The sequence below is a fragment of the Streptomyces sp. NPDC045695 genome (genome assembly GCF_056432025.1).
The window spans coordinates 217,874-235,284 of record NZ_JBWKJU010000009.1; the positions used below are offsets into that span (position 1 = coordinate 217,874).

21 protein-coding genes are annotated in these 17,411 nt (G+C 72.1%); 3 read left to right on the top strand and 18 right to left on the bottom strand.

The window, feature by feature from the left end:
- Window positions 1-26: 26 nt before the first annotated feature.
- The 10 genes from AC07DU_RS18495 to hisI all read right to left on the bottom strand — a co-directional run bounded on the left by AC07DU_RS18495 (window position 27) and on the right by hisI (window position 8,030).
- Window positions 27-950: a DsbA family protein gene (locus tag AC07DU_RS18495; RefSeq protein ID WP_479112333.1), complete on the bottom strand. Its 924-nt coding sequence runs from the start codon at window positions 948-950 to the stop codon at window positions 27-29.
- Window positions 951-1,060: 110 nt separating this feature from the next.
- A complete protein-coding gene (trpA, locus tag AC07DU_RS18500; RefSeq protein WP_360890564.1) occupies window positions 1,061-1,900 on the bottom strand; it encodes a tryptophan synthase subunit alpha in 840 nt (279 codons plus the stop codon).
- Entirely contained in the window at window positions 1,897-3,141 is a 1,245-nt protein-coding gene (trpB, locus tag AC07DU_RS18505; RefSeq protein WP_453372365.1) for a tryptophan synthase subunit beta, read from the bottom strand. Before trpB ends, trpA begins: the two co-directional genes overlap by 4 nt.
- 195 nt (window positions 3,142-3,336) lie before the next feature.
- Window positions 3,337-3,561, bottom strand: coding sequence for a tryptophan biosynthesis modulator TrpM (gene trpM / locus AC07DU_RS18510; RefSeq protein ID WP_479032715.1), 225 nt, complete (start codon window positions 3,559-3,561; stop codon window positions 3,337-3,339).
- Between the two features lie 8 nt (window positions 3,562-3,569).
- Complete coding sequence (gene trpC, locus AC07DU_RS18515; RefSeq protein ID WP_360890573.1) at window positions 3,570-4,379, bottom strand: indole-3-glycerol phosphate synthase TrpC; 810 nt, start codon at window positions 4,377-4,379, stop codon at window positions 3,570-3,572.
- 171 nt (window positions 4,380-4,550) lie between these two features.
- Window positions 4,551-5,045, bottom strand: coding sequence for a DUF2752 domain-containing protein (locus AC07DU_RS18520; RefSeq protein WP_479112335.1), 495 nt, complete (start codon window positions 5,043-5,045; stop codon window positions 4,551-4,553).
- A 74-nt stretch (window positions 5,046-5,119) separates the two neighbouring features.
- The gene (locus AC07DU_RS18525) at window positions 5,120-5,371 is read right to left on the bottom strand and encodes an HGxxPAAW family protein (protein WP_360890575.1); all 252 of its coding nucleotides are present in this window, start codon (window positions 5,369-5,371) and stop codon (window positions 5,120-5,122) included.
- A 116-nt stretch (window positions 5,372-5,487) separates the two neighbouring features.
- Window positions 5,488-6,141 carry a TIGR02234 family membrane protein gene (locus tag AC07DU_RS18530; RefSeq protein ID WP_360890578.1) on the bottom strand — a complete coding sequence of 218 codons (654 nt, stop codon included), beginning with the start codon at window positions 6,139-6,141 and terminating at the stop codon, window positions 5,488-5,490.
- 14 nt (window positions 6,142-6,155) lie between these two features.
- Window positions 6,156-7,646 carry an anthranilate synthase component I gene (locus AC07DU_RS18535; RefSeq protein ID WP_479112338.1) on the bottom strand — a complete coding sequence of 497 codons (1,491 nt, stop codon included), beginning with the start codon at window positions 7,644-7,646 and terminating at the stop codon, window positions 6,156-6,158.
- 15 nt (window positions 7,647-7,661) lie between these two features.
- The gene (hisI, locus tag AC07DU_RS18540; protein ID WP_360890584.1) at window positions 7,662-8,030 is read right to left on the bottom strand and encodes a phosphoribosyl-AMP cyclohydrolase; all 369 of its coding nucleotides are present in this window, start codon (window positions 8,028-8,030) and stop codon (window positions 7,662-7,664) included.
- 92 nt (window positions 8,031-8,122) lie between these two features.
- Here hisI and AC07DU_RS18545 point away from each other — a divergent pair, with 92 nt between their 5' ends.
- A complete protein-coding gene (locus tag AC07DU_RS18545) occupies window positions 8,123-8,755 on the top strand; it encodes a TIGR03085 family metal-binding protein (protein ID WP_360890587.1) in 633 nt (210 codons plus the stop codon).
- Between the two features lie 426 nt (window positions 8,756-9,181).
- Here the strand turns inward: AC07DU_RS18545 and hisF are convergent, their stop codons facing one another.
- The 8 genes from hisF to hisD are packed head-to-tail and all read right to left on the bottom strand — an operon-like array spanning window position 9,182 to window position 14,877.
- Window positions 9,182-9,937, bottom strand: a complete 756-nt coding sequence (gene hisF / locus AC07DU_RS18550) for an imidazole glycerol phosphate synthase subunit HisF (protein WP_360890590.1) — start codon at window positions 9,935-9,937, stop codon at window positions 9,182-9,184.
- Window positions 9,934-10,323 carry a RidA family protein gene (locus AC07DU_RS18555; RefSeq protein ID WP_360890593.1) on the bottom strand — a complete coding sequence of 130 codons (390 nt, stop codon included), beginning with the start codon at window positions 10,321-10,323 and terminating at the stop codon, window positions 9,934-9,936. The genes hisF and AC07DU_RS18555 overlap by 4 nt, the downstream gene beginning before the upstream one ends.
- The gene (gene priA, locus AC07DU_RS18560; RefSeq protein WP_360890596.1) at window positions 10,320-11,048 is read right to left on the bottom strand and encodes a bifunctional 1-(5-phosphoribosyl)-5-((5-phosphoribosylamino)methylideneamino)imidazole-4-carboxamide isomerase/phosphoribosylanthranilate isomerase PriA; all 729 of its coding nucleotides are present in this window, start codon (window positions 11,046-11,048) and stop codon (window positions 10,320-10,322) included. Before priA ends, AC07DU_RS18555 begins: the two co-directional genes overlap by 4 nt.
- Window positions 11,048-11,689 (bottom strand): imidazole glycerol phosphate synthase subunit HisH, encoded by a 642-nt coding sequence (gene hisH / locus AC07DU_RS18565; protein ID WP_361948782.1) that lies wholly within the window; start codon window positions 11,687-11,689, stop codon window positions 11,048-11,050. Before hisH ends, priA begins: the two co-directional genes overlap by 1 nt.
- Window positions 11,686-11,853 (bottom strand): hypothetical protein, encoded by a 168-nt coding sequence (locus AC07DU_RS18570; RefSeq protein WP_360890602.1) that lies wholly within the window; start codon window positions 11,851-11,853, stop codon window positions 11,686-11,688. Before AC07DU_RS18570 ends, hisH begins: the two co-directional genes overlap by 4 nt.
- 2 nt (window positions 11,854-11,855) lie before the next feature.
- Complete coding sequence (hisB, locus tag AC07DU_RS18575; RefSeq protein ID WP_326591415.1) at window positions 11,856-12,449, bottom strand: imidazoleglycerol-phosphate dehydratase HisB; 594 nt, start codon at window positions 12,447-12,449, stop codon at window positions 11,856-11,858.
- Window positions 12,446-13,558 (bottom strand): histidinol-phosphate transaminase, encoded by a 1,113-nt coding sequence (locus AC07DU_RS18580; RefSeq protein ID WP_479112341.1) that lies wholly within the window; start codon window positions 13,556-13,558, stop codon window positions 12,446-12,448. Before AC07DU_RS18580 ends, hisB begins: the two co-directional genes overlap by 4 nt.
- Complete coding sequence (hisD, locus tag AC07DU_RS18585) at window positions 13,555-14,877, bottom strand: histidinol dehydrogenase (protein WP_360890608.1); 1,323 nt, start codon at window positions 14,875-14,877, stop codon at window positions 13,555-13,557. Before hisD ends, AC07DU_RS18580 begins: the two co-directional genes overlap by 4 nt.
- Before the next feature lie 157 nt (window positions 14,878-15,034).
- On the opposite strand from hisD, the gene AC07DU_RS18590 reads away from it, so the two are divergent.
- The gene (locus tag AC07DU_RS18590) at window positions 15,035-16,630 is read left to right on the top strand and encodes an oxidoreductase (RefSeq protein WP_479112343.1); all 1,596 of its coding nucleotides are present in this window, start codon (window positions 15,035-15,037) and stop codon (window positions 16,628-16,630) included.
- 34 nt (window positions 16,631-16,664) lie between these two features.
- Window positions 16,665-17,402 carry an LON peptidase substrate-binding domain-containing protein gene (locus AC07DU_RS18595; protein WP_453375109.1) on the top strand — a complete coding sequence of 246 codons (738 nt, stop codon included), beginning with the start codon at window positions 16,665-16,667 and terminating at the stop codon, window positions 17,400-17,402.
- Window positions 17,403-17,411: the final 9 nt, after the last annotated feature.

The window sequence follows — 17,411 nt, forward strand, 5'->3', positions numbered from 1 at the left end:
CAAATCCAGACCTTGAGCGGCCGGTCTTAATTCTGCGAGGGGGAGTGCGAGGCGCTCTTCGAGGCCGTCCGCAACCCCCCGCCCGACGGAGAGGCCGACGGTGACGCCGACGGCGAGGCGGACTTCCCCGACCCCTTCACCGCGTCGGCCCCGGAGCCCTTGGCCGCGCCCTCGACCTGTTCCCTGAGCTTCTGCGGGGTCAGCGGGTTCTTCTCGTCGGAGAAGATGTTCTTGCCGTCCAGGAGCACGGTCGGCGTGCCCCGGAACTTCCCGGCGGCGAAGGCCTCGTGCGACTTGGCCACCCAGCTGTTGTGCGTCCCGTCCTCGACGCACGAGCGGAACTCGGGAGTGTCCAGCCCGGGCACCTTGCCCGCCAGCTCCAGCAGCCTGGCGTTCTTGCCGAAGGCGTCGTCGATCTCCTGCGGCTGGTTCTGGAAGAGGAGGTCGTGGTACGCCGTGAACTTGCCGGCGTCCTGCGCGCAGGCCGCGGCGTTCGCGCCCTTCAGCGATCCGCTGCCGCTCATGTTCCCGTCGATGAGCGTGACCAGGTGGTAGTCGACCTTGAGCAGCCCCTTGGCCTCCAGGTCGTGGATGGTGTCCCGGTAGTTGTCCTCGAACTGCTTGCAGGCGGGACAGCGGAAGTCCTCCCACACGGTCAGGGTGGACTTGGCCTCCGCCTTGCCCGTCTGGATCGCGAGGGCGTCCTTGCCGGTGGCCCCGGAGGGGGCGACCACGGGGCCCGCCTTCGCGGAGCCGGAGTCCTTGCCGGTATTGGCCGCGATCACGCCGACGACGGTCGCCAGGCCGAGCACGCCGACCACCGCCGCCGCCACGATGAGGGTCCGCCGGCGCTTGTCCCGGGTCTTCTGCCGCTCGCGCTCCACGAGGAGTCGCTCCCGGGCCGATCGTTTCGTCGCATCGCGGTTCGCACCGTCGTTCTTCTCGCTCACGTTCCGCCAAACGAAGCAGGGAGGCACTCTCGTGCCTCCCTGCTCCCACTTCCACCCGATCGGGCTACAGAACCCGCTCAAGCATCCGTACTTTCGATCGAACGCGCACGTCAGCTGCGGCGCACGCCCTCCGCGAGCTCGCCCGCCAGCGCCCGTACGGCCTCCAGCCCGGCCGGCAGGTCCGGCGCGTCCAGGAGCAGCTTCACGAAGGCCGAGCCGACGATCACCCCGTCGGCGAAGCTCGCGACCTCCCTGGCCTGTTCGACGTTGGAGACGCCCAGGCCGACGCAGACGGGGAGCCCGCGGCGGGCGCCCTCGGTGGCGCGGGTGCGCCGTACGAGGTCCTGCGCCTGGTTGCCGACCGACTCGCGGGTGCCGGTGACGCCCATGAGGGAGGCGGCGTAGACGAAGCCGGAGCCGGCCTCCGTGATGGTGGCCAGTCGCTCGTCCTTGCTGCTGGGGGCCACGACGAAGACGGTCGCCAGACCGTGCTTCTCAGCGTGCTCGCGCCACAGCGCGGACTCCTGCACCGGCAGGTCGGGCAGGATGCAGCCGGCGCCGCCGGCCGCGGCCAGTTCGGCGGTGAACCGCTCGACCCCGTAGCGGTCGATGGGGTTCCAGTACGTCATCACCAGGACCGGGGCCCCGGTCGCCTCGTGCGCCTCGCGGACCGTGCGGATCACGTCGGCGATCTTGACGCCGCCGCGCAGGGCGATGTCGTCGGCGGTCTGGATGATCGCGCCGTCCAGGACCGGGTCGCTGTGCGGCAGACCGACCTCGACCACGTCCGCGCCGCCCGCGATGACGGCCTTGACCGCCTCGATGGCGCCGTCGACGGTCGGGAAGCCTGCGGGGAGGTAGGCGACGAGGGCCGCGCGGTCCTCGGACTTCGCCTTGGCGAGGGTGTCGATCAGCAGCTGGATGCGCCCGGTCTTCTCGCTGGCACTCACTTGGTCTCCCCCTCGGTTCCGTCGTACAGCCCGAAGTAGCGGGCCGCCGTGTCCATGTCCTTGTCGCCGCGCCCGGACAGGTTGACGACCAGCAGGCCGTCCTCGCCCAGCTCCTTGCCGAGGTCCAGGGCGCCGGCGAGGGCGTGCGCCGACTCGATCGCCGGGATGATGCCCTCGGTGCGGGACAGCAGGCGCAGGGCCTGCATGGCGGCGTCGTCGGTGACCGCGCGGTACTCGCCGCGGCCCGAGTCCTTGAGGTAGGAGTGCTCGGGGCCGATGCCCGGGTAGTCCAGGCCGGCGGAGATGGAGTACGGCTCGGTGATCTGGCCCTCCTCGTCCTGGAGGACGTAGGAGCGGGAGCCGTGCAGGATCCCGGGCTCGCCGGCGGTCAGCGTGGCGGCGTGCTCGCCGGTCTCGACGCCGTGCCCGGCGGGCTCGAAGCCGACCAGCCGGACGTCGGCGTCCGGGATGAAGGCGTGGAACAGGCCGATGGCGTTGGAGCCGCCGCCGACGCAGGCCGCGACGGCGTCGGGCAGGCGGCCGGCGCGCTCCAGGATCTGGCGGCGGGCCTCGACGCCGATGACCCGGTGGAAGTCGCGGACCATGGCCGGGAAGGGGTGCGGGCCGGCGACGGTGCCGAAGAGGTAGTGGGTCCGGTCCACGTTGGCGACCCAGTCGCGGAACGCCTCGTTGATGGCGTCCTTCAGGGTCCGCGAGCCGGACTTCACGGCGATGACCTCAGCGCCCAGCATGCGCATCCGGGCCACGTTGAGGGCCTGGCGCTGGGTGTCGATCTCGCCCATGTAGATGGTGCAGTCGAGTCCGAAGAGCGCGCAGGCGGTGGCGGTGGCCACGCCGTGCTGGCCGGCTCCGGTCTCGGCGATGACCCGGGTCTTGCCCATGCGCTTGGTGAGCAGCGCCTGGCCCAGCACGTTGTTGATCTTGTGCGAGCCGGTGTGGTTGAGGTCCTCGCGCTTGAGGAAGACCCGCGCGCCGCCCGCGTGCTCGGCGAAGCGGGGCACCTCGGTGAGGGCGCTGGGGCGGCCGGTGTAGTTGACCATCAGGTCGTTCAGCTCGGCGGCGAAGGCGGGGTCGGTCTTGGCCTTCTCGTACTCGACGGCGACCTCGTCCACGGCGGCGACGAGCGCCTCCGGGATGAACTTGCCTCCGAAGTCGCCGAAGTAGCCCTCGGCGTTCGGAACGTGACCCTCCGGGTCCGGAATGAAGTATTGGCTGGACATGCCAGTGCTCCTACGGGATGCGACGAGTGGGTTCACCGTATTGCGCCGCTCGCACGGGACACACGCGTCCCGCTCGGGGACCGGTGGTGTGTCGGTACGAGGAGACCGCGCCCGAAGCCGGCGGCTCGGGGCGCCGGCCGCACGGGGCCTGGGCGCGGCGCGGTACGTCGGGGTACCGGGCCGCGGCGGCCCTCGTTACAGCGCGCCTCCGCGACGCCATCGCATGCCGTTGACCTGACCGGGCTCGGAGCCGATCACATACCGCACCCGCCGCCCGTGCACCCGCCGGGCCGGTGCGCGGCAACCGCGGGGGCGGCAGCCACGCGCCAGGGGCGCGTACGCCGCCGGCACGCCGACCGCGCCGCGGCGAGCTGCCGGGGGCGCGGACTGCGGGCTGACGGAGGGCGGGTGGTGGGCCATGGGCGGGGTCAGCTCCGCCCGTGACGCAGGGCGGGGTGGGCGCCGGCCGCGACGAGGTCGGCCACGGCCGCCCTCGGGTCGCGTCCGGTCACCAGGGACTCCCCGACGAGGACGGCGTCGGCGCCCTCGTTGGCGTAGGCGATCAGGTCGTGCGGCCCGCGGATGCCGGATTCGGCGACCTTGACGATGTGGGCCGGGATCTCGCCGACGACGCGCTCGAAGGTGGAGCGGTCGACCTTGAGGTCCTTGAGGTTACGGGCGTTGACGCCGATGATCTTGGCGCCGGCGGCGACCGCGCGCTCCACTTCCTCCTCGTCGTGCACCTCGACGAGCGGGGTGAGGCCGATGGACTCGGCCCGCTCGATCAGGGAGACGAGGGCTTCCTGCTCCAGGGCCGCGACGATCAGCAGCACGAGGTCGGCGCCGTAGGCACGGGCCTCCCACAGCTGGTACGCCGTGACGATGAAGTCCTTGCGCAGGATCGGGATGTCCACGCGGGCGCGGACGGCCTCCAGGTCGGCCAGCGAGCCGCCGAACCGGCGCTGCTCGGTGAGGACCGAGATGACCGCCGCACCGCCCGCCTCGTAGTCGGCGGCGAGCCCGGCCGGATCGGCGATCGCGGCCAGCGCGCCCTTGGAGGGGCTGGAGCGCTTGACCTCGCAGATCACCTTGACGCTGTCGCCGCGCAGAGCGGCGACGCCGTCCTTGGCCTGGGGCGCCTTGGCGGCACGCTCCTTGAGCTCGTCGAGGCTCACGCGGGCCTGCCGTTCGGCAAGGTCTTCGCGGACCCCTTCGATGATCTCGTCGAGCACACTCACGCGAGCGGCCCCCTTCCGGGTCGATGACGGTCGGCCGCCTTGCAGACACGTACACCTGCGAGGTCAGCAATCAAATGGTATCCGCAGGAGGCGTCGCGCTCCGCACGCGGTTGACGGCGTCCCAGTAACTGGACATCCGGAATCGGGCCCTCATCAGGCCTGCTCACGGGCTCAGGGCGCCAGCGCCGCCCCGAAAGAAAGATTTCGGACCACGACGAAGGCCAGCGCGAGCACGCCGAGCCCCCACCAGTGCGGCCGCCGCAGGGCGAGCCTGGGAACGGGCCCGCCGCGATAGGCGCGAACCAGCCACACGGCCATGAAGGCGGCGAAGGCGAAGTAGCCGACGACGGCGAGGGCGTTCGCCCCGGCAGCGGTGATCAGATCGCCGTGGGCGAACGCGTGCGCGCTGCGCAGCCCGCCGCAGCCGGGGCACAGGATCCCGGTCAGCCGCAGCATCGGGCAGACCGGGTAGTGGCCCGGTTCGTTGGGGTCCACGGCGCCCACGTACGCGAAGGCCGACGCGGCCGCGGCCAGGTAGAGCGCCGGGGCGGCCATCCGCCGGGCCCTTGAGGGCCGCTCCGCGGGCCCCGGGGGCACCCAGGACAACGACGGCGGCGGGACATCGGGGGAACGGGAGGCGTCCACCAGCTGATTCTCTCCAGTCATGGCAAAAGGCGCAGCCCGACGGGGCCGCGCCTTTCGGCCGCGCCTCATGCGCCCGGAAGAGCGAAAGGCGCCGCTCAGACCTTGGCGGGGACCTTGTTGGCGGCGATGACCTCGGCGAGGTCCTTGTGCTGGGCCTTCGGCGCGCCCATGCCCGCGGCCTTCATCGCCAGGCCGACGACACCGCCGAGCGCGACGACGACCAGACCGGCCCAGAAGCCGAGCGGGTTCGCGATCACCATGAAGGCGCCGGAGACGCAGAAACCGATGAATGCGATGACGACACCGGTCCAGGCGGCCGGGGTGTGTCCGTGGCTCGTGCCCGCCATGAGTTGCTCCTCGTTGCTCTGTCGCGATGGTGATGCGGTGCGGAAAGCGCGGTCTGTGTCGACGCTCCGTGACCATTGTCCCGCACGGGGCGGGGCGGCCGTCCACGGGGGGTCCGTCAGCGGGTCGGGTCCTCGCCGCGGTCCAGAGCCTTCCACAGATCCTCCGGCCGGTCCGGATCAACCGCCGCGACCCTACGCGGACGGGGGCTGCCGTCCCGCTCGTAACGGCCGCCCATCGAGGGCCAGCTCCGGCCGAACCGCAGCGCGAGCAGCCCGGCGAACAGGATCAGGACGGCTCCGGCGGCGGTGACGTACGGCCACGCGGTCTGGGTCAGGCCGGCCACGTGCGCCGCGGTGTCCGCGGTCGTACGGGCGGCCTGCGCGTCCAGGGCCCGGCGCCCGTCCGGGCCGAAGACGGCGGACAGCGCCGCGCCCAGGCCGCTGAGGGCCAGCAGCCCCGACACCAGCACCCGGCCCTTGCCGCGTACGGCGAAGACGGCGACCAGCGCGGCGAGGCCCACGATGGCCAGCGCCGCGGGGAGGCCGGAGACGTCCCGGCCGTCGGCGCTCAGGTGGAGGGCGTCGGATCCGATGGCGGTGGTGCCCCGGGCCCAGACGCGGCCGGAGGCGAGCAGGACGACGGTCGCGCCGAGCGCGCCGAGCAGCAGCGCGACGGCCACGCTGCGGCGGCCGCTACGGCTGTCGGGAGCCTCGTCGGGCTCGGAGGCGGCATCGGATCGGGGCGGGGGTACGGCACTCACGTACCCCACTATCCCCTACGCCCTCAAGAGCCGTTGAGGCGGTTCGCCGCTCCGACCGCGCGCAGCACCGCGGCGGCCTTGTTGCGGCACTCGTTGTCCTCCAGCTCGGGCACCGAGTCGGCGACGACCCCGGCGCCGGCCTGCACGTACGCCGTGCCGTCGCGCAGCAGCGCGGTGCGGATGGCGATGGCCGTGTCGGAGTCCCCGGCGAAGTCCAGGTAGCCGACGCAGCCGCCGTAGAGGCCGCGGCGGGAGGGCTCCAGCTCCTCGATGATCTGCATGGCGCGCGGCTTGGGGGCGCCGGAGAGGGTGCCGGCCGGGAAGCAGGCGGTGAGCACGTCGAAGGCGGTCTTGCCTTCGGCGACCCGCCCGGTGACGGTGGAGACGATGTGCATGACGTGCGAGTACCGCTCGACGGACATGAAGTCGACGACCTCGACGGAGCCCGGCTCGCAGACCCGGCCCAGGTCGTTGCGGCCCAGGTCGACGAGCATCAGGTGCTCGGCGCGCTCCTTCGGGTCGGCCATCAGCTCCTCGGCGAGGTCGTGGTCCTCCTGCGGGGTGGCGCCGCGGTGGCGGGTGCCCGCGATGGGGTGGACCATGGCCCGCCCGTCCTCGACCTTGACCAGCGCCTCGGGGCTGGAGCCGACCACGTCGAAGCCGTTCTCGAAGCGGAAGAGGTACATGTACGGGGACGGGTTCGTGGCCCGCAGCACCCGGTACACGTCCAGCGCGGAGGCCGTGCAGAGGGTCTCGAACCGCTGCGAGGGCACCACCTGGAAGGCCTCGCCGGCCCGGATCCGCTCCTTGATGTCCTCGACGGCGGCCTGGTACTTCTCGCCGCCCCACAGCGCCGAGAACTCGGGCAGCTCGGAGACGGGCAGCGGGGCCGGGGTGTAGGGGGCGGGCCGTGCGAGGTCGGCCTCCATGGCGTCCAGGCGGGCGACGGCGTCCGCGTACGCCTCGTCGACCCCGGTGTCCAGGTCGTTGTGGTTGATGGCGTTGGCGATGAGCAGGACCGTGCCGTCCCAGTGGTCCAGGACCGCCAGGTCGGAGGTGAGCAGCATGGTCAGCTCGGGCAGCCGCAGGTCGTCGGCGGTGTGCTCGCCGATGCGCTCCAGGCGGCGCACGATGTCGTAGCCGAGGTAGCCGACCATGCCTCCGGTGAAGGGCGGCATGCCTCCCGCGAGGTCCCGGGGCGTGTGCAGGGCCTCGATGGTGACGCGCAGGGCGTCGAGGGGGTCGCCGCCCGTGGGGACGCCGACGGGCGGGGTGCCGATCCAGTGGGCCTCGCCGTCCCGGACGGTCAGCGTCGCGTCGCTGCGTACGCCGACGAAGGAGTACCGGGACCAGGAGCGGCCGTTCTCGGCGGACTCCAGCAGGAAGGTGCCGGGGCGTTCGGCTGCCAGCTTGCGGTAGAGCCCGACGGGGGTGTCCCCGTCGGCCAGCAGCTTGCGGCTCACGGGGATCACGCGGCGGTCGGCCGCGAGCTTGCGGAACGTCTCAAGATCCATGGCTCGGGACCCTACCTAGTCTGCGGCGCGGAGAAGGACATCCTCGTCGAAGCAGGTACGGGCGCCCGTGTGGCAGGCGGCTCCGACCTGGTCGACCTGGACGAGCACGGTGTCGCCGTCGCAGTCCAGGGCGACGGACTTCACGTGCTGGAAGTGGCCGGAGGTGTCCCCCTTCACCCAGTACTCCTGGCGGCTGCGGGACCAGTACGTGCAGCGGCCGGTGGTCAGGGTGCGGTGCAGGGCCTCGTCGTCCATCCAGCCGAGCATGAGCACCTCGCCGGTGTCGTACTGCTGGGCGATGGCCGGGACCAGTCCGTCGGCGGAGCGCTTGAGGCGCGCGGCGACGGCGGGATCGAGGGTGCCGGGGCGGGGGGACGTACTCATGGGGCCATTGTGCCGGGCGCGGACGGACACGATGGTCCCCGTCCGCCTGCTGGGCGGGCGCCCGGCGCGCCCCGGCGCGTACGCTGGCTGGCATGTCTACCCATGCGAAGCGTGAACGCCTGCTGCTGGCCGACCTGTTGGAGGCGGCCGGCCCGGAGGCCCCCACTCTGTGCGACGGCTGGACGTGCCGGGACCTGGCCGCGCACGTGGTGGTGCGGGAGCGTCGGCCGGACGCGGCGGGCGGGCTCCTGCTCAACGTCCTGAAGGCCCGCCTGGACAAGGCCATGGCCGAGTACGCGGCCAAGCCGTACGAGGAACTGATCCAGCTCATCCGGACGGGTCCGCCGCGGATGTCGGTGTACTCGCTGAAGCAGATCGACGAGGCCGCGAACGCGGTCGAGTTCTACGTCCACGCGGAGGACGTGCGCCGGGCCCAGCCGGACTGGTCCCCGCGGGAGCTGGACCCGGTGTTCTCCAACTCGCTGTGGTCCCGCCTGGAGAAGCTGGCCCGGCTGACCGGCCGCCGCTCGCCGGTGGGCCTGGTGCTGCGCCGCCCGAACGGACAGACGGCGGTGGCGCACAAGGGTGCGCCGGTGGTGACGGTGACCGGCGAGCCGGGCGAGCTGACGCTGTTCTGCTTCGGCCGGCAGGACGCCGCGGCGGTGACCCTCGACGGCGACAAGGAGGCCGTCGCCAAACTGACGACGGCCGAGCTGGGCGTCTGACTCCCGCTGGGGCCGGTGCCCGCGCCTCAATCGCCGGCGGGGCTGGTGGGTGTCCCCTGGGCGGGACCGGAGTGCGGGGTGGGGGCACGGGGCCGCCGGGGGGTGTCTCCTCGGCTTGCGAACCTTGGCAGGATCCGAAGTGCGGGGGGTTTGGTTCGCCGCGCCTGCGGGGACACCCCCCGCCGTCCCCGCACCCCCACCCGGGCCGATCCACGCAGGGGCCGTGGGGCGGGGACACTGCGGGGGCTCCCCGCAGGCGCGGCGAACCAACCACGGCTCCAGACTCCGATCCAGCCAAGGTTCGCAAGCCGAGGAGAGCCCCCGCAGGGGCACCGCCCCACCTCGAAGCCAGCCCCCTGGCCGGTCAGGCCGCACAAACCCAGCCCCGCCGGCGATTGAGGCGCGGCCACCGGGCCGCACCCGGGATCAGCGGACGGGATGACCCGCGGAGCGCAGCGCGGATTTGACCTCCGCGATCCGAAGATCGCCGAAGTGGAACACCGACGCCGCCAGCACCGCGTCCGCCCCCGCCGCGATGGCCGGAGGGAAGTGCTCCAGACGCCCCGCGCCGCCCGAGGCGATCACCGGGACCGAGACGTGCTTGCGTACGGCCGCGATCATCTCGGTGTCGTAGCCGTCCTTGGTGCCGTCCGCGTCCATCGAGTTGAGCAGGATCTCGCCCGCGCCCAGCTCCGCCGCCCGGTGCGCCCATTCGACGGCGTCGATGCCGGTGCCCCGGCGGCCGCCGTGGGTGGTGACCTCGAAGGAGCCCGACTCGGTGCGCCGCGCGTCCACCGACAGGACGAGGACCTGGCGGCCGAAGCGCTCCGCGATCTCCTGGATGAGCTCGGGGCGGGCGATGGCGGCCGTGTTCACGCCCACCTTGTCCGCTCCCGCCCGCAGGAGCTTGTCGACGTCGTCGGCGGTGCGGACGCCGCCGCCGACCGTGAGCGGGATGAAGACCTGCTCGGCGGTCCTGCGCACCACGTCGTACGTGGTCTCGCGGTTCCCGGAGGACGCGGTGATGTCGAGGAAGGTCAGCTCGTCGGCGCCCTCGGCGTCGTACAGCTTGGCCATCTCCACCGGGTCGCCGGCGTCGCGCAGGTTCTGGAAGTTGACGCCCTTGACGACCCGGCCGTTGTCCACGTCCAGGCAGGGGATCACGCGTACGGCGAGGGTCATGCCGCGTCTCCCTTGTACGCCTCGACCTCGACCTCGACGACCATGCCCGGGTCGACGAAGCCGGAGACGATGATCATCGATGCGGCGGGGCGCACCGCGTCGAACAGTTCCTTGTGGGCGCGGCCCACGTCGTCCACGTCGCGGGCGTGCGTGAGGTACATGCGGGTGCGGACCACGTGCTCCGGCCCCAGACCGGCCTGGGCGAGCGCCTTGAAGGCGACGCCGAAGGCGGTGATCGCCTGGTCGTACGGGCCTCCGCCGTCGGCCGCGGTGCAGCCGGAGACGAGGACGAGGCCGTTGGGGAGCTGGACGGCGCGGGAGTAGCCGATGACGTCCTCGTAGGGGCCGCCGGAGGAGATGCGGCGGACTTCGGAGGGGCTGCTCATGCGGAGACCACCTTCAGGGCTTCTTCGAGGGTGAATGCCTTGGCGTACAGGGCCTTGCCGACGATGGCGCCTTCGACGCCCAGCGGCACCAGCTCCGACAGCGCCCGCAGGTCGTCCAGGCAGGAGATGCCGCCGGAGGCGACGACGGGCCGGTCGGTGGCGGCGCAGACGTTCTTCAGCAGCTCCAGGTTGGGGCCGGTGAGCGTGCCGTCCTTGCCGATGTCGGTGACGACGTACCGGGCGCAGCCCTCGGAGTCGAGGCGGGCGAGGGTTTCGTACAGGTCGCCGCCCTCGCTGGTCCAGCCGCGGCCCTTGAGGGTGGTGCCGCGCACGTCGAGCCCGACCGCGATCCTGTCACCGTGCTCGGCGATGGCCTTGGCGGCCCATTCGGGGGTTTCCAGGGCGGCGGTGCCGAGGTTGACGCGGGTGCAGCCGGTGGCGAGGGCCGCGGCCAGCGAGGCGTCGTCGCGGATGCCGCCGGAGAGTTCGACCTTGATGTCCATGGCGGCGGTGATCTCCGCGACGAGGGCGCGGTTGTCACCGGTGCCGAACGCGGCGTCCAGGTCGACCAGGTGCAGCCACTGGGCGCCGGAGCGCTGCCAGGCGAGGGCCGCCTCCAGCGGGGAACCGTAGGAGGTCTCGCTGCCGGACACCCCGTGGACGAGGCGGACGGCCTGTCCGTCGCGGACGTCGACGGCGGGGAGGAGTTCCAGCGTCTTCGGCATCAGAGGGTCTCGATCCAGTTGGTGAGGAGCTGGGCTCCGGCGTCGCCGGACTTCTCGGGGTGGAACTGGGTGGCCCACAGGGCGCTGTTCTCCACCGCCGCGACGAACCGCTCGCCGTGCGTGGCCCAGGTGACCTTCGGGGCGCGGATCAGCGGGTTGGTGACTTCCAGGCTCCAGTCCTTCGCGGCGTAGGAGTGCACGAAGTAGAAGCGGGCGTCGGCGTCCAGCCCGGCGAAGGCCTGGCTGTCGGCCGGGGCCTCGACGGTGTTCCAGCCCATGTGGGGGACGATCGGGGCCTTGAGCGGGCCGACGGTGCCGGGCCATTCGTCGAGGCCCTCGGTCTCGACGCCGTGCTCGATGCCGCGCTCGAAGAGGATCTGCATGCCGACGCAGATGCCCATGACGGGGCGGCCGCCGGACAGCCGGCGGCCGATGATCCAGTCGCCGCGGACGTCCTTGAGGCCCTGCATGCAGGCGGAGAAGGCGCCGACGCCGGGGACGAGGAGTCCGTCGGCGTCCATGGCCTTGTCGTAGTCGCGGGTGATCTCGACGTCCGCCCCGACGCGGGCGAGGGCGCGCTCGGCGGAGCGGACGTTGCCGAAGCCGTAGTCGAAGACGACCACGCTCTTTGTTGCGCTCATTCCCAGATTCCTTGGATCCGCAGGACTCCGGCGGCCAGACACATCGCGGAGCCGATGGCGAGCAGCACGATGACCGACTTGGGCATCTGCTGCTTGTGGAAGGAGTAGACGCCGCCGGCCAGGAACAGGCCGAGGACGATCAGGATGGTGTTGAGGCCGTTCACGGCTAGAGGGCGCCCTTCGTGGAGGGCAGGATGCCGGCCGCGCGCGGGTCGAACTCGGCGGCGTAGCGCAGGGCGCGGGCGAGGGCCTTGAACTGGCACTCCACGATGTGGTGGGCGTTGCGGCCGTACGGGACGTGGATGTGCAGCGCGATCTGGGCCTGCGCGACGAAGGACTCGAAGATGTGCCGGGTCATCGTCGTGTCGTACGTGCCGATCATCGGCGCCATGTTCTCGGGCTCGGTGTGCACGAGGTAGGGGCGGCCGGACAGGTCCACCGTCACCTGGGCGAGGGACTCGTCGAGCGGGACGGTGCAGTTGCCGAAGCGGTAGATGCCGACCTTGTCGCCGAGGGCCTGCTTGAAGGCGGCGCCGAGCGCGAGGGCGGTGTCCTCGATGGTGTGGTGGGTGTCGATGTGCAGGTCGCCGTCGGTCTTGACCGTGAGGTCGAAGAGGCCGTGGCGGCCGAGCTGGTCGAGCATGTGGTCGTAGAAGCCCACGCCCGTCGAGACGTCGACCTGGCCGGTGCCGTCGAGGTTTATCTCGACGACCACGGAGGTCTCCTTGGTGGTCCGTTCGACCCGTCCGATGCGGCTCATGCGTGCTGCTCCTTCTTCAGTGCGCGAACCGCTTCCAGGAACGCGTCGTTCTCTGCCGGGGTGCCCGCGGTGACCCGCAGCCGGCCCGGTACGCCGTTGTCACGGACCAGGACGCCCTGGTCGAGGATCTTCTGCCAGGCGGTGTGCGCGTCGTCGAACGTCCCGAACTGGATGAAGTTCGCGTCGGAGTCGGTGACGTCGTATCCGAGGGCCCGCAGTTCGACGACCAGGCGGTCCCGCTCGGCCTTGAGCTGCTCGACGTAGCCGAGCAGGGTGTCGGTGTGCTCCAGGGCGGCCAGCGCGGTGGCCTGGGTGACGGCCGACAGGTGGTACGGCAGGCGCACCAGCTGGACGGCGTCGACGACGGCGGGGTGCGCGGCCAGGTAGCCCAGGCGCAGTCCGGCGGCGCCGAAGGCCTTGGACATGGTCCGGGAGACCACCATGTTCGGCCGTCCCTCGATGAGGGGCAGCAGCGAGTCGCGGTGGCTGAACTCCACGTACGCCTCGTCCACGATCACGAGGGACGGCTTGGCCGCCTGCGCGGCCTCGTACAGGGCCAGGACCGTCTCGGCCCCGACCGCGGTCCCGGTGGGGTTGTTGGGCGAGGTGATGAAGACGACGTCGGGAGCGTGCTCGGCGATGGCCCGCTCCGCCGCCTCCACGTCGATGGTGAAGTCGTCCCGGCGCGGGCCGGAGATCCATCCGGTGCCGGTGCCCCGGGAGATCAGGGCGTGCATCGAGTAGGAGGGCTCGAAGCCGATCGCGGTGCGGCCGGGCCCGCCGAAGGTCTGCAGCAGCTGCTGGATGACCTCGTTGGAGCCGTTGGCGGCCCATACGTTCTCCCGCGCGACCGGGTGCTTGCCCGTACGGGTGAGGTAGGCGGCCAGCTGGGTGCGCAGCTCGACCGCGTCCCGGTCGGGGTAGCGGTTGAGGGTGCGGGCGGCGTCGGCGACGCGCTCGGCGATGCGCCGTACGAGCTCCTCGGGGAGTTCGTACGGGTTCTCGTTGGTGTTCAGCTGGACGGGCACGTCGAGCTGCGGGGCGCCGTACGGGGTCTTGCCGCGCAGTTCGTCGCGGATGGGCAGGTCGTCGATGCCGATGGTCGTCATGCGGTCGGCACCTTCCACCCGAAGCGCGCCTTGAGGGCGGCGCCGTGCGCGGGCAGGTCCTCGGCCTCGGCCAGCGTCACCACGTGGTGGGTGACCTCGGCGAGGGCGTCGCGCGTGTAGTCGACGATGTGGATGCCGCGCAGGAAGGACTGTACGGACAGGCCCGAGGAGTGGCAGGCGCAGCCGCCGGTGGGCAGCACGTGGTTCGACCCGGCGCAGTAGTCGCCGAGGGAGACGGGCGCCCAGGGGCCGACGAAGATCGCGCCAGCGTTGCGCACGCGGGCGGCCCAGGCGGCCGCGTCGGCGGTCTGGATCTCCAGGTGCTCGGCGCCGTAGGCGTCGACGACCTTGAGGCCGTCCTCCAGGCTGTCGACCAGCACGATCGCGGACTGCTTGCCCGCGAGGGCCGGCTTGATCCGGTCGTGGATGTGCTTGGAGGCCGCGACCTGCGGCTCCAGCTCCCGCTCGACGGCTGCGGCGAGCTCCTCGGAGTCCGTGACCAGGACGGCCGCGGCCAGCGGGTCGTGCTCGGCCTGGCTGATGAGGTCGGCGGCGACGTGCACCGGGTCGGCCGTGGAGTCGGCGAGGACCGCGATCTCGGTCGGGCCGGCCTCGGTGTCGATGCCGATCCTGCCGGTGAAGTAGCGCTTGGCGGCGGCGACCCAGATGTTGCCGGGGCCCGTCACCATGTTCACGGGCAGGCAGTCCTCCGTGCCGTAGGCGAACATCGCGACGGCGACGGCGCCGCCCGCCGCGTACACCTCGTCCACACCGAGCAGCGCGCACGCGGCGAGGATGGTGGGGTGCGGCAGTCCGCCGAACTCCTTCTGCGGCGGGGACGCGAGCGCGATCGACTCGACGCCCGCCTCCTGCGCCGGTACGACGTTCATCACGACGGAGGACGGGTACACCGAGCGGCCGCCCGGAGCGTACAGCCCCACGCGCTCCACCGGAACCCACTTCTCGGTCACGGTGCCGCCGGGGACCACCTGGGTGGTGTGCTCGGTGCGGCGCTGGTTGCGGTGCACGATCCGGGCGCGCCGGATCGACTCCTCCAGGGCGGCGCGGACGGCCGGGTCCAGCTGTTCCAGGGCGGCCTCGATGGCCTGCGCGGGTACCCGGACCTGCGAGAGCTCGACCCCGTCGAACTTCTGCGCGTACTCGATCAGCGCCGCCGTGCCACGATGATGGACGTCCTCGCAGATGGGCCGCACCTTCTCCAGGGCAGCTTCTACGTCGAACTCGGCACGGGGCAGCAGGTCGCGTAGGGCGCCGCCCTCGGGGAGGGCGTCACCGCGCAGGTCGATACGAGAGATCACGTCCCAATTCTCTCAGACCGTCTCGCGCCACCGTTCGCCTGTATCACTGGCTGATACACGCCCCGGATGTCACAGGTGCCCGATACGTTTTGATCAAGACGTCTCTCCCACGGGTGTGGGCGCGGGGGCGTGCGGGTTGACAGCGGAGGGGGCCGCCATGACCGAGGTGCGCGTGGGCGAGGCGCCGGCGGACCTCACCGCTTCCGAGCGCCGCATGTGGGAGGCCTTCCGCACGGGCGGTCTGTGCGACCTCAGCTCCCGCACGCCCGACCAGGACGATCCGCACGCCGACCACCTCTGGGGCACCGGACGCAGTGTCCGCGCCCAGGTGGTGGCGACGTTGCTGCTCCACGGGCCGCCGCCGGTGCCGGGCCGGGTGGCCTCGCTGAAGCTGCGCGGCGTACGGATCACCGGGCGGCTCGATCTGTCGGGCGGGGCGGTGGCCCCGTACGTGGAGATCCAGTCCTGCCGCTTCGACAGCGAGATCCAGCTGTCCGAGGCCCGCTTCGGGACGCTGCGGCTGATCGACTGCGCGATACCGCGGCTGGAGGCGGCCCGTCTGCACACCGAGGGCGACCTGCACATGCCGCGCTGCCGGGTGGCCCGGGGCATCCGGCTGACGGACGCGCAGATCGGCACCGATCTGCTGATCAGCCAGGCCGTGGTGCAGCGCGACAACAAGGGCCGGGCGATCACCGCCGACGGGATGTCGGTCGCGCAGGACTTCCAGGGCGAGCTGCTGGAGACGTACGGGGAGGTGAGCCTGCGCGGGGCGAAGGTCGGCGTGTCGATGAACCTGCGCGGGGCCCGCCTGCGCAATCCGTACGGGAAGTACGCGCTGAACGCCCCGCAGCTGACCGTCGAGCGGACCTTGTACCTGACGTCGATCGCGCTGGACTACGTCCCCGGCTCGAACTCCTCCACTCCCCCGTACGGCCTGGGCCTGACGCCGACGCGCGGTCAGCGGGCCCAGCGGTTCGTCTGCCGGGGCGGGCTGCGGCTGGACGACGGCCGTTTCGGGGACGCGATCGACTTCTACGGCGCGCGGTTCACGCTCACCGCCGAGCAGGAGATATCCCTGCGGCGGATCCAGACTCCCGAGTTCCGCTTCGTGGGCGAGCGGCCGGAGCGGGGGCGGGTGGTGGTGTCCGGGGCCAAGGTGGTCAAGCTCGTCGACACCTCCACGAGCTGGCCGGGCCCGGGCGGGGTGTCCATCGAGGGCTTCGTCTACGAGAACCTCGCGCCCCGCGGCCACTTCCCCCTGGCGCGCCGGCTGGAGTGGGTGGAGGCGGCCACCCCCGAGTACTCGCCGGAGCCGTACGAGCGGCTGGCCGCCGTCCTTCGGGCCAGCGGTGAGGACGCCGACGCCCGCGAGGTGCTGCTGGCCAAGCAGCGCAGGCGCCGGACCACGCTGCCTCCGGCGGCGAGGGCCTGGGGGCACCTCCAGGACTGGACCGTGGCGTACGGCTACCGCCCGGGCAAGGCGGCCGGGTGGATGTTCGTCCTGTGGGCGGCGGGGGCCCTGCTGTTCTCCCAGCACGATCCGGCCCCGCTCAAGCAGGAGGAGTCCCCGCAGTGGAGCGCCCCGCTGTACGCCCTGGACCTGCTGCTCCCTGTGATCGACCTCGGTCAGGAGGGCCGGTGGAAGCTGGAGGGCGGCTGGCAGTGGGGGGCTGCGGCTCTGGTCATCCTGGGGTGGATCCTGGCCACGACGGTGGCCGCGGGGGCCTCCCGGCTGCTGAGGCGGGGGTGACGGGGCCGGCTCCACGGCCACTACCCTGTGCCTCGTGACCACCGTTCGCCTGCCCCTCTTTCCGCTCAACTCGGTGCTGTTCCCGGGACTCGTCCTCCCGCTGAACGTGTTCGAGGAGCGTTATCGCGCCATGATGCGCGAGCTGCTGAAGTCGGGCGAGGAGGAGCCGCGCCGCTTCGCGGTCGTCGCGATCCGCGACGGCCGGGAGGTCGCGCCGACCGCGCCCGGCCTGCCCGACCCGACGGCGCTGCCCGAGAAGGGCCCCACCGCGGGCTTCGGCTCCGACCCGATCCAGGCCTTCCACCGGGTGGGCTGCATCGCCGACGCGGCGACGATCCGGGAGCGGGAGGACGGCAGCTTCGAGGTGCTGGCGACGGGCACGACGCGGGTCCGGCTGCTGTCGGTCGATGCCTCGGGCCCCTTCTTGACGGCGGAGCTGGAAGAGCTCCCGGAGGACGCGGGGGACGGCGCGGGCGTCCTGGCCGAAGGTGTGCTGCGGGCCTTTCGCAACTACCAGAAGCGGCTGGCCGGAGCCCGCGAGCGGTCCCTGACGGGCGCCGAGCTCCCCGACGAGCCGTCGGTGGTCTCCTACCTGGTGGCAGCGGCGGCGGTACTGGACATCCCGGCGAAGCAGCGGCTGCTCCAGGCCCCGGACACGGCGACCCGCCTGGCGGAGGAGCTCAAGCTCCTGCGCACGGAGACCGCGGTGATCCGCCACCTCCCGTCCCTGCCGGCGGTGGACCTGACCCGCTCCCCGACGAGCCCGAACTGACGGGGCGCT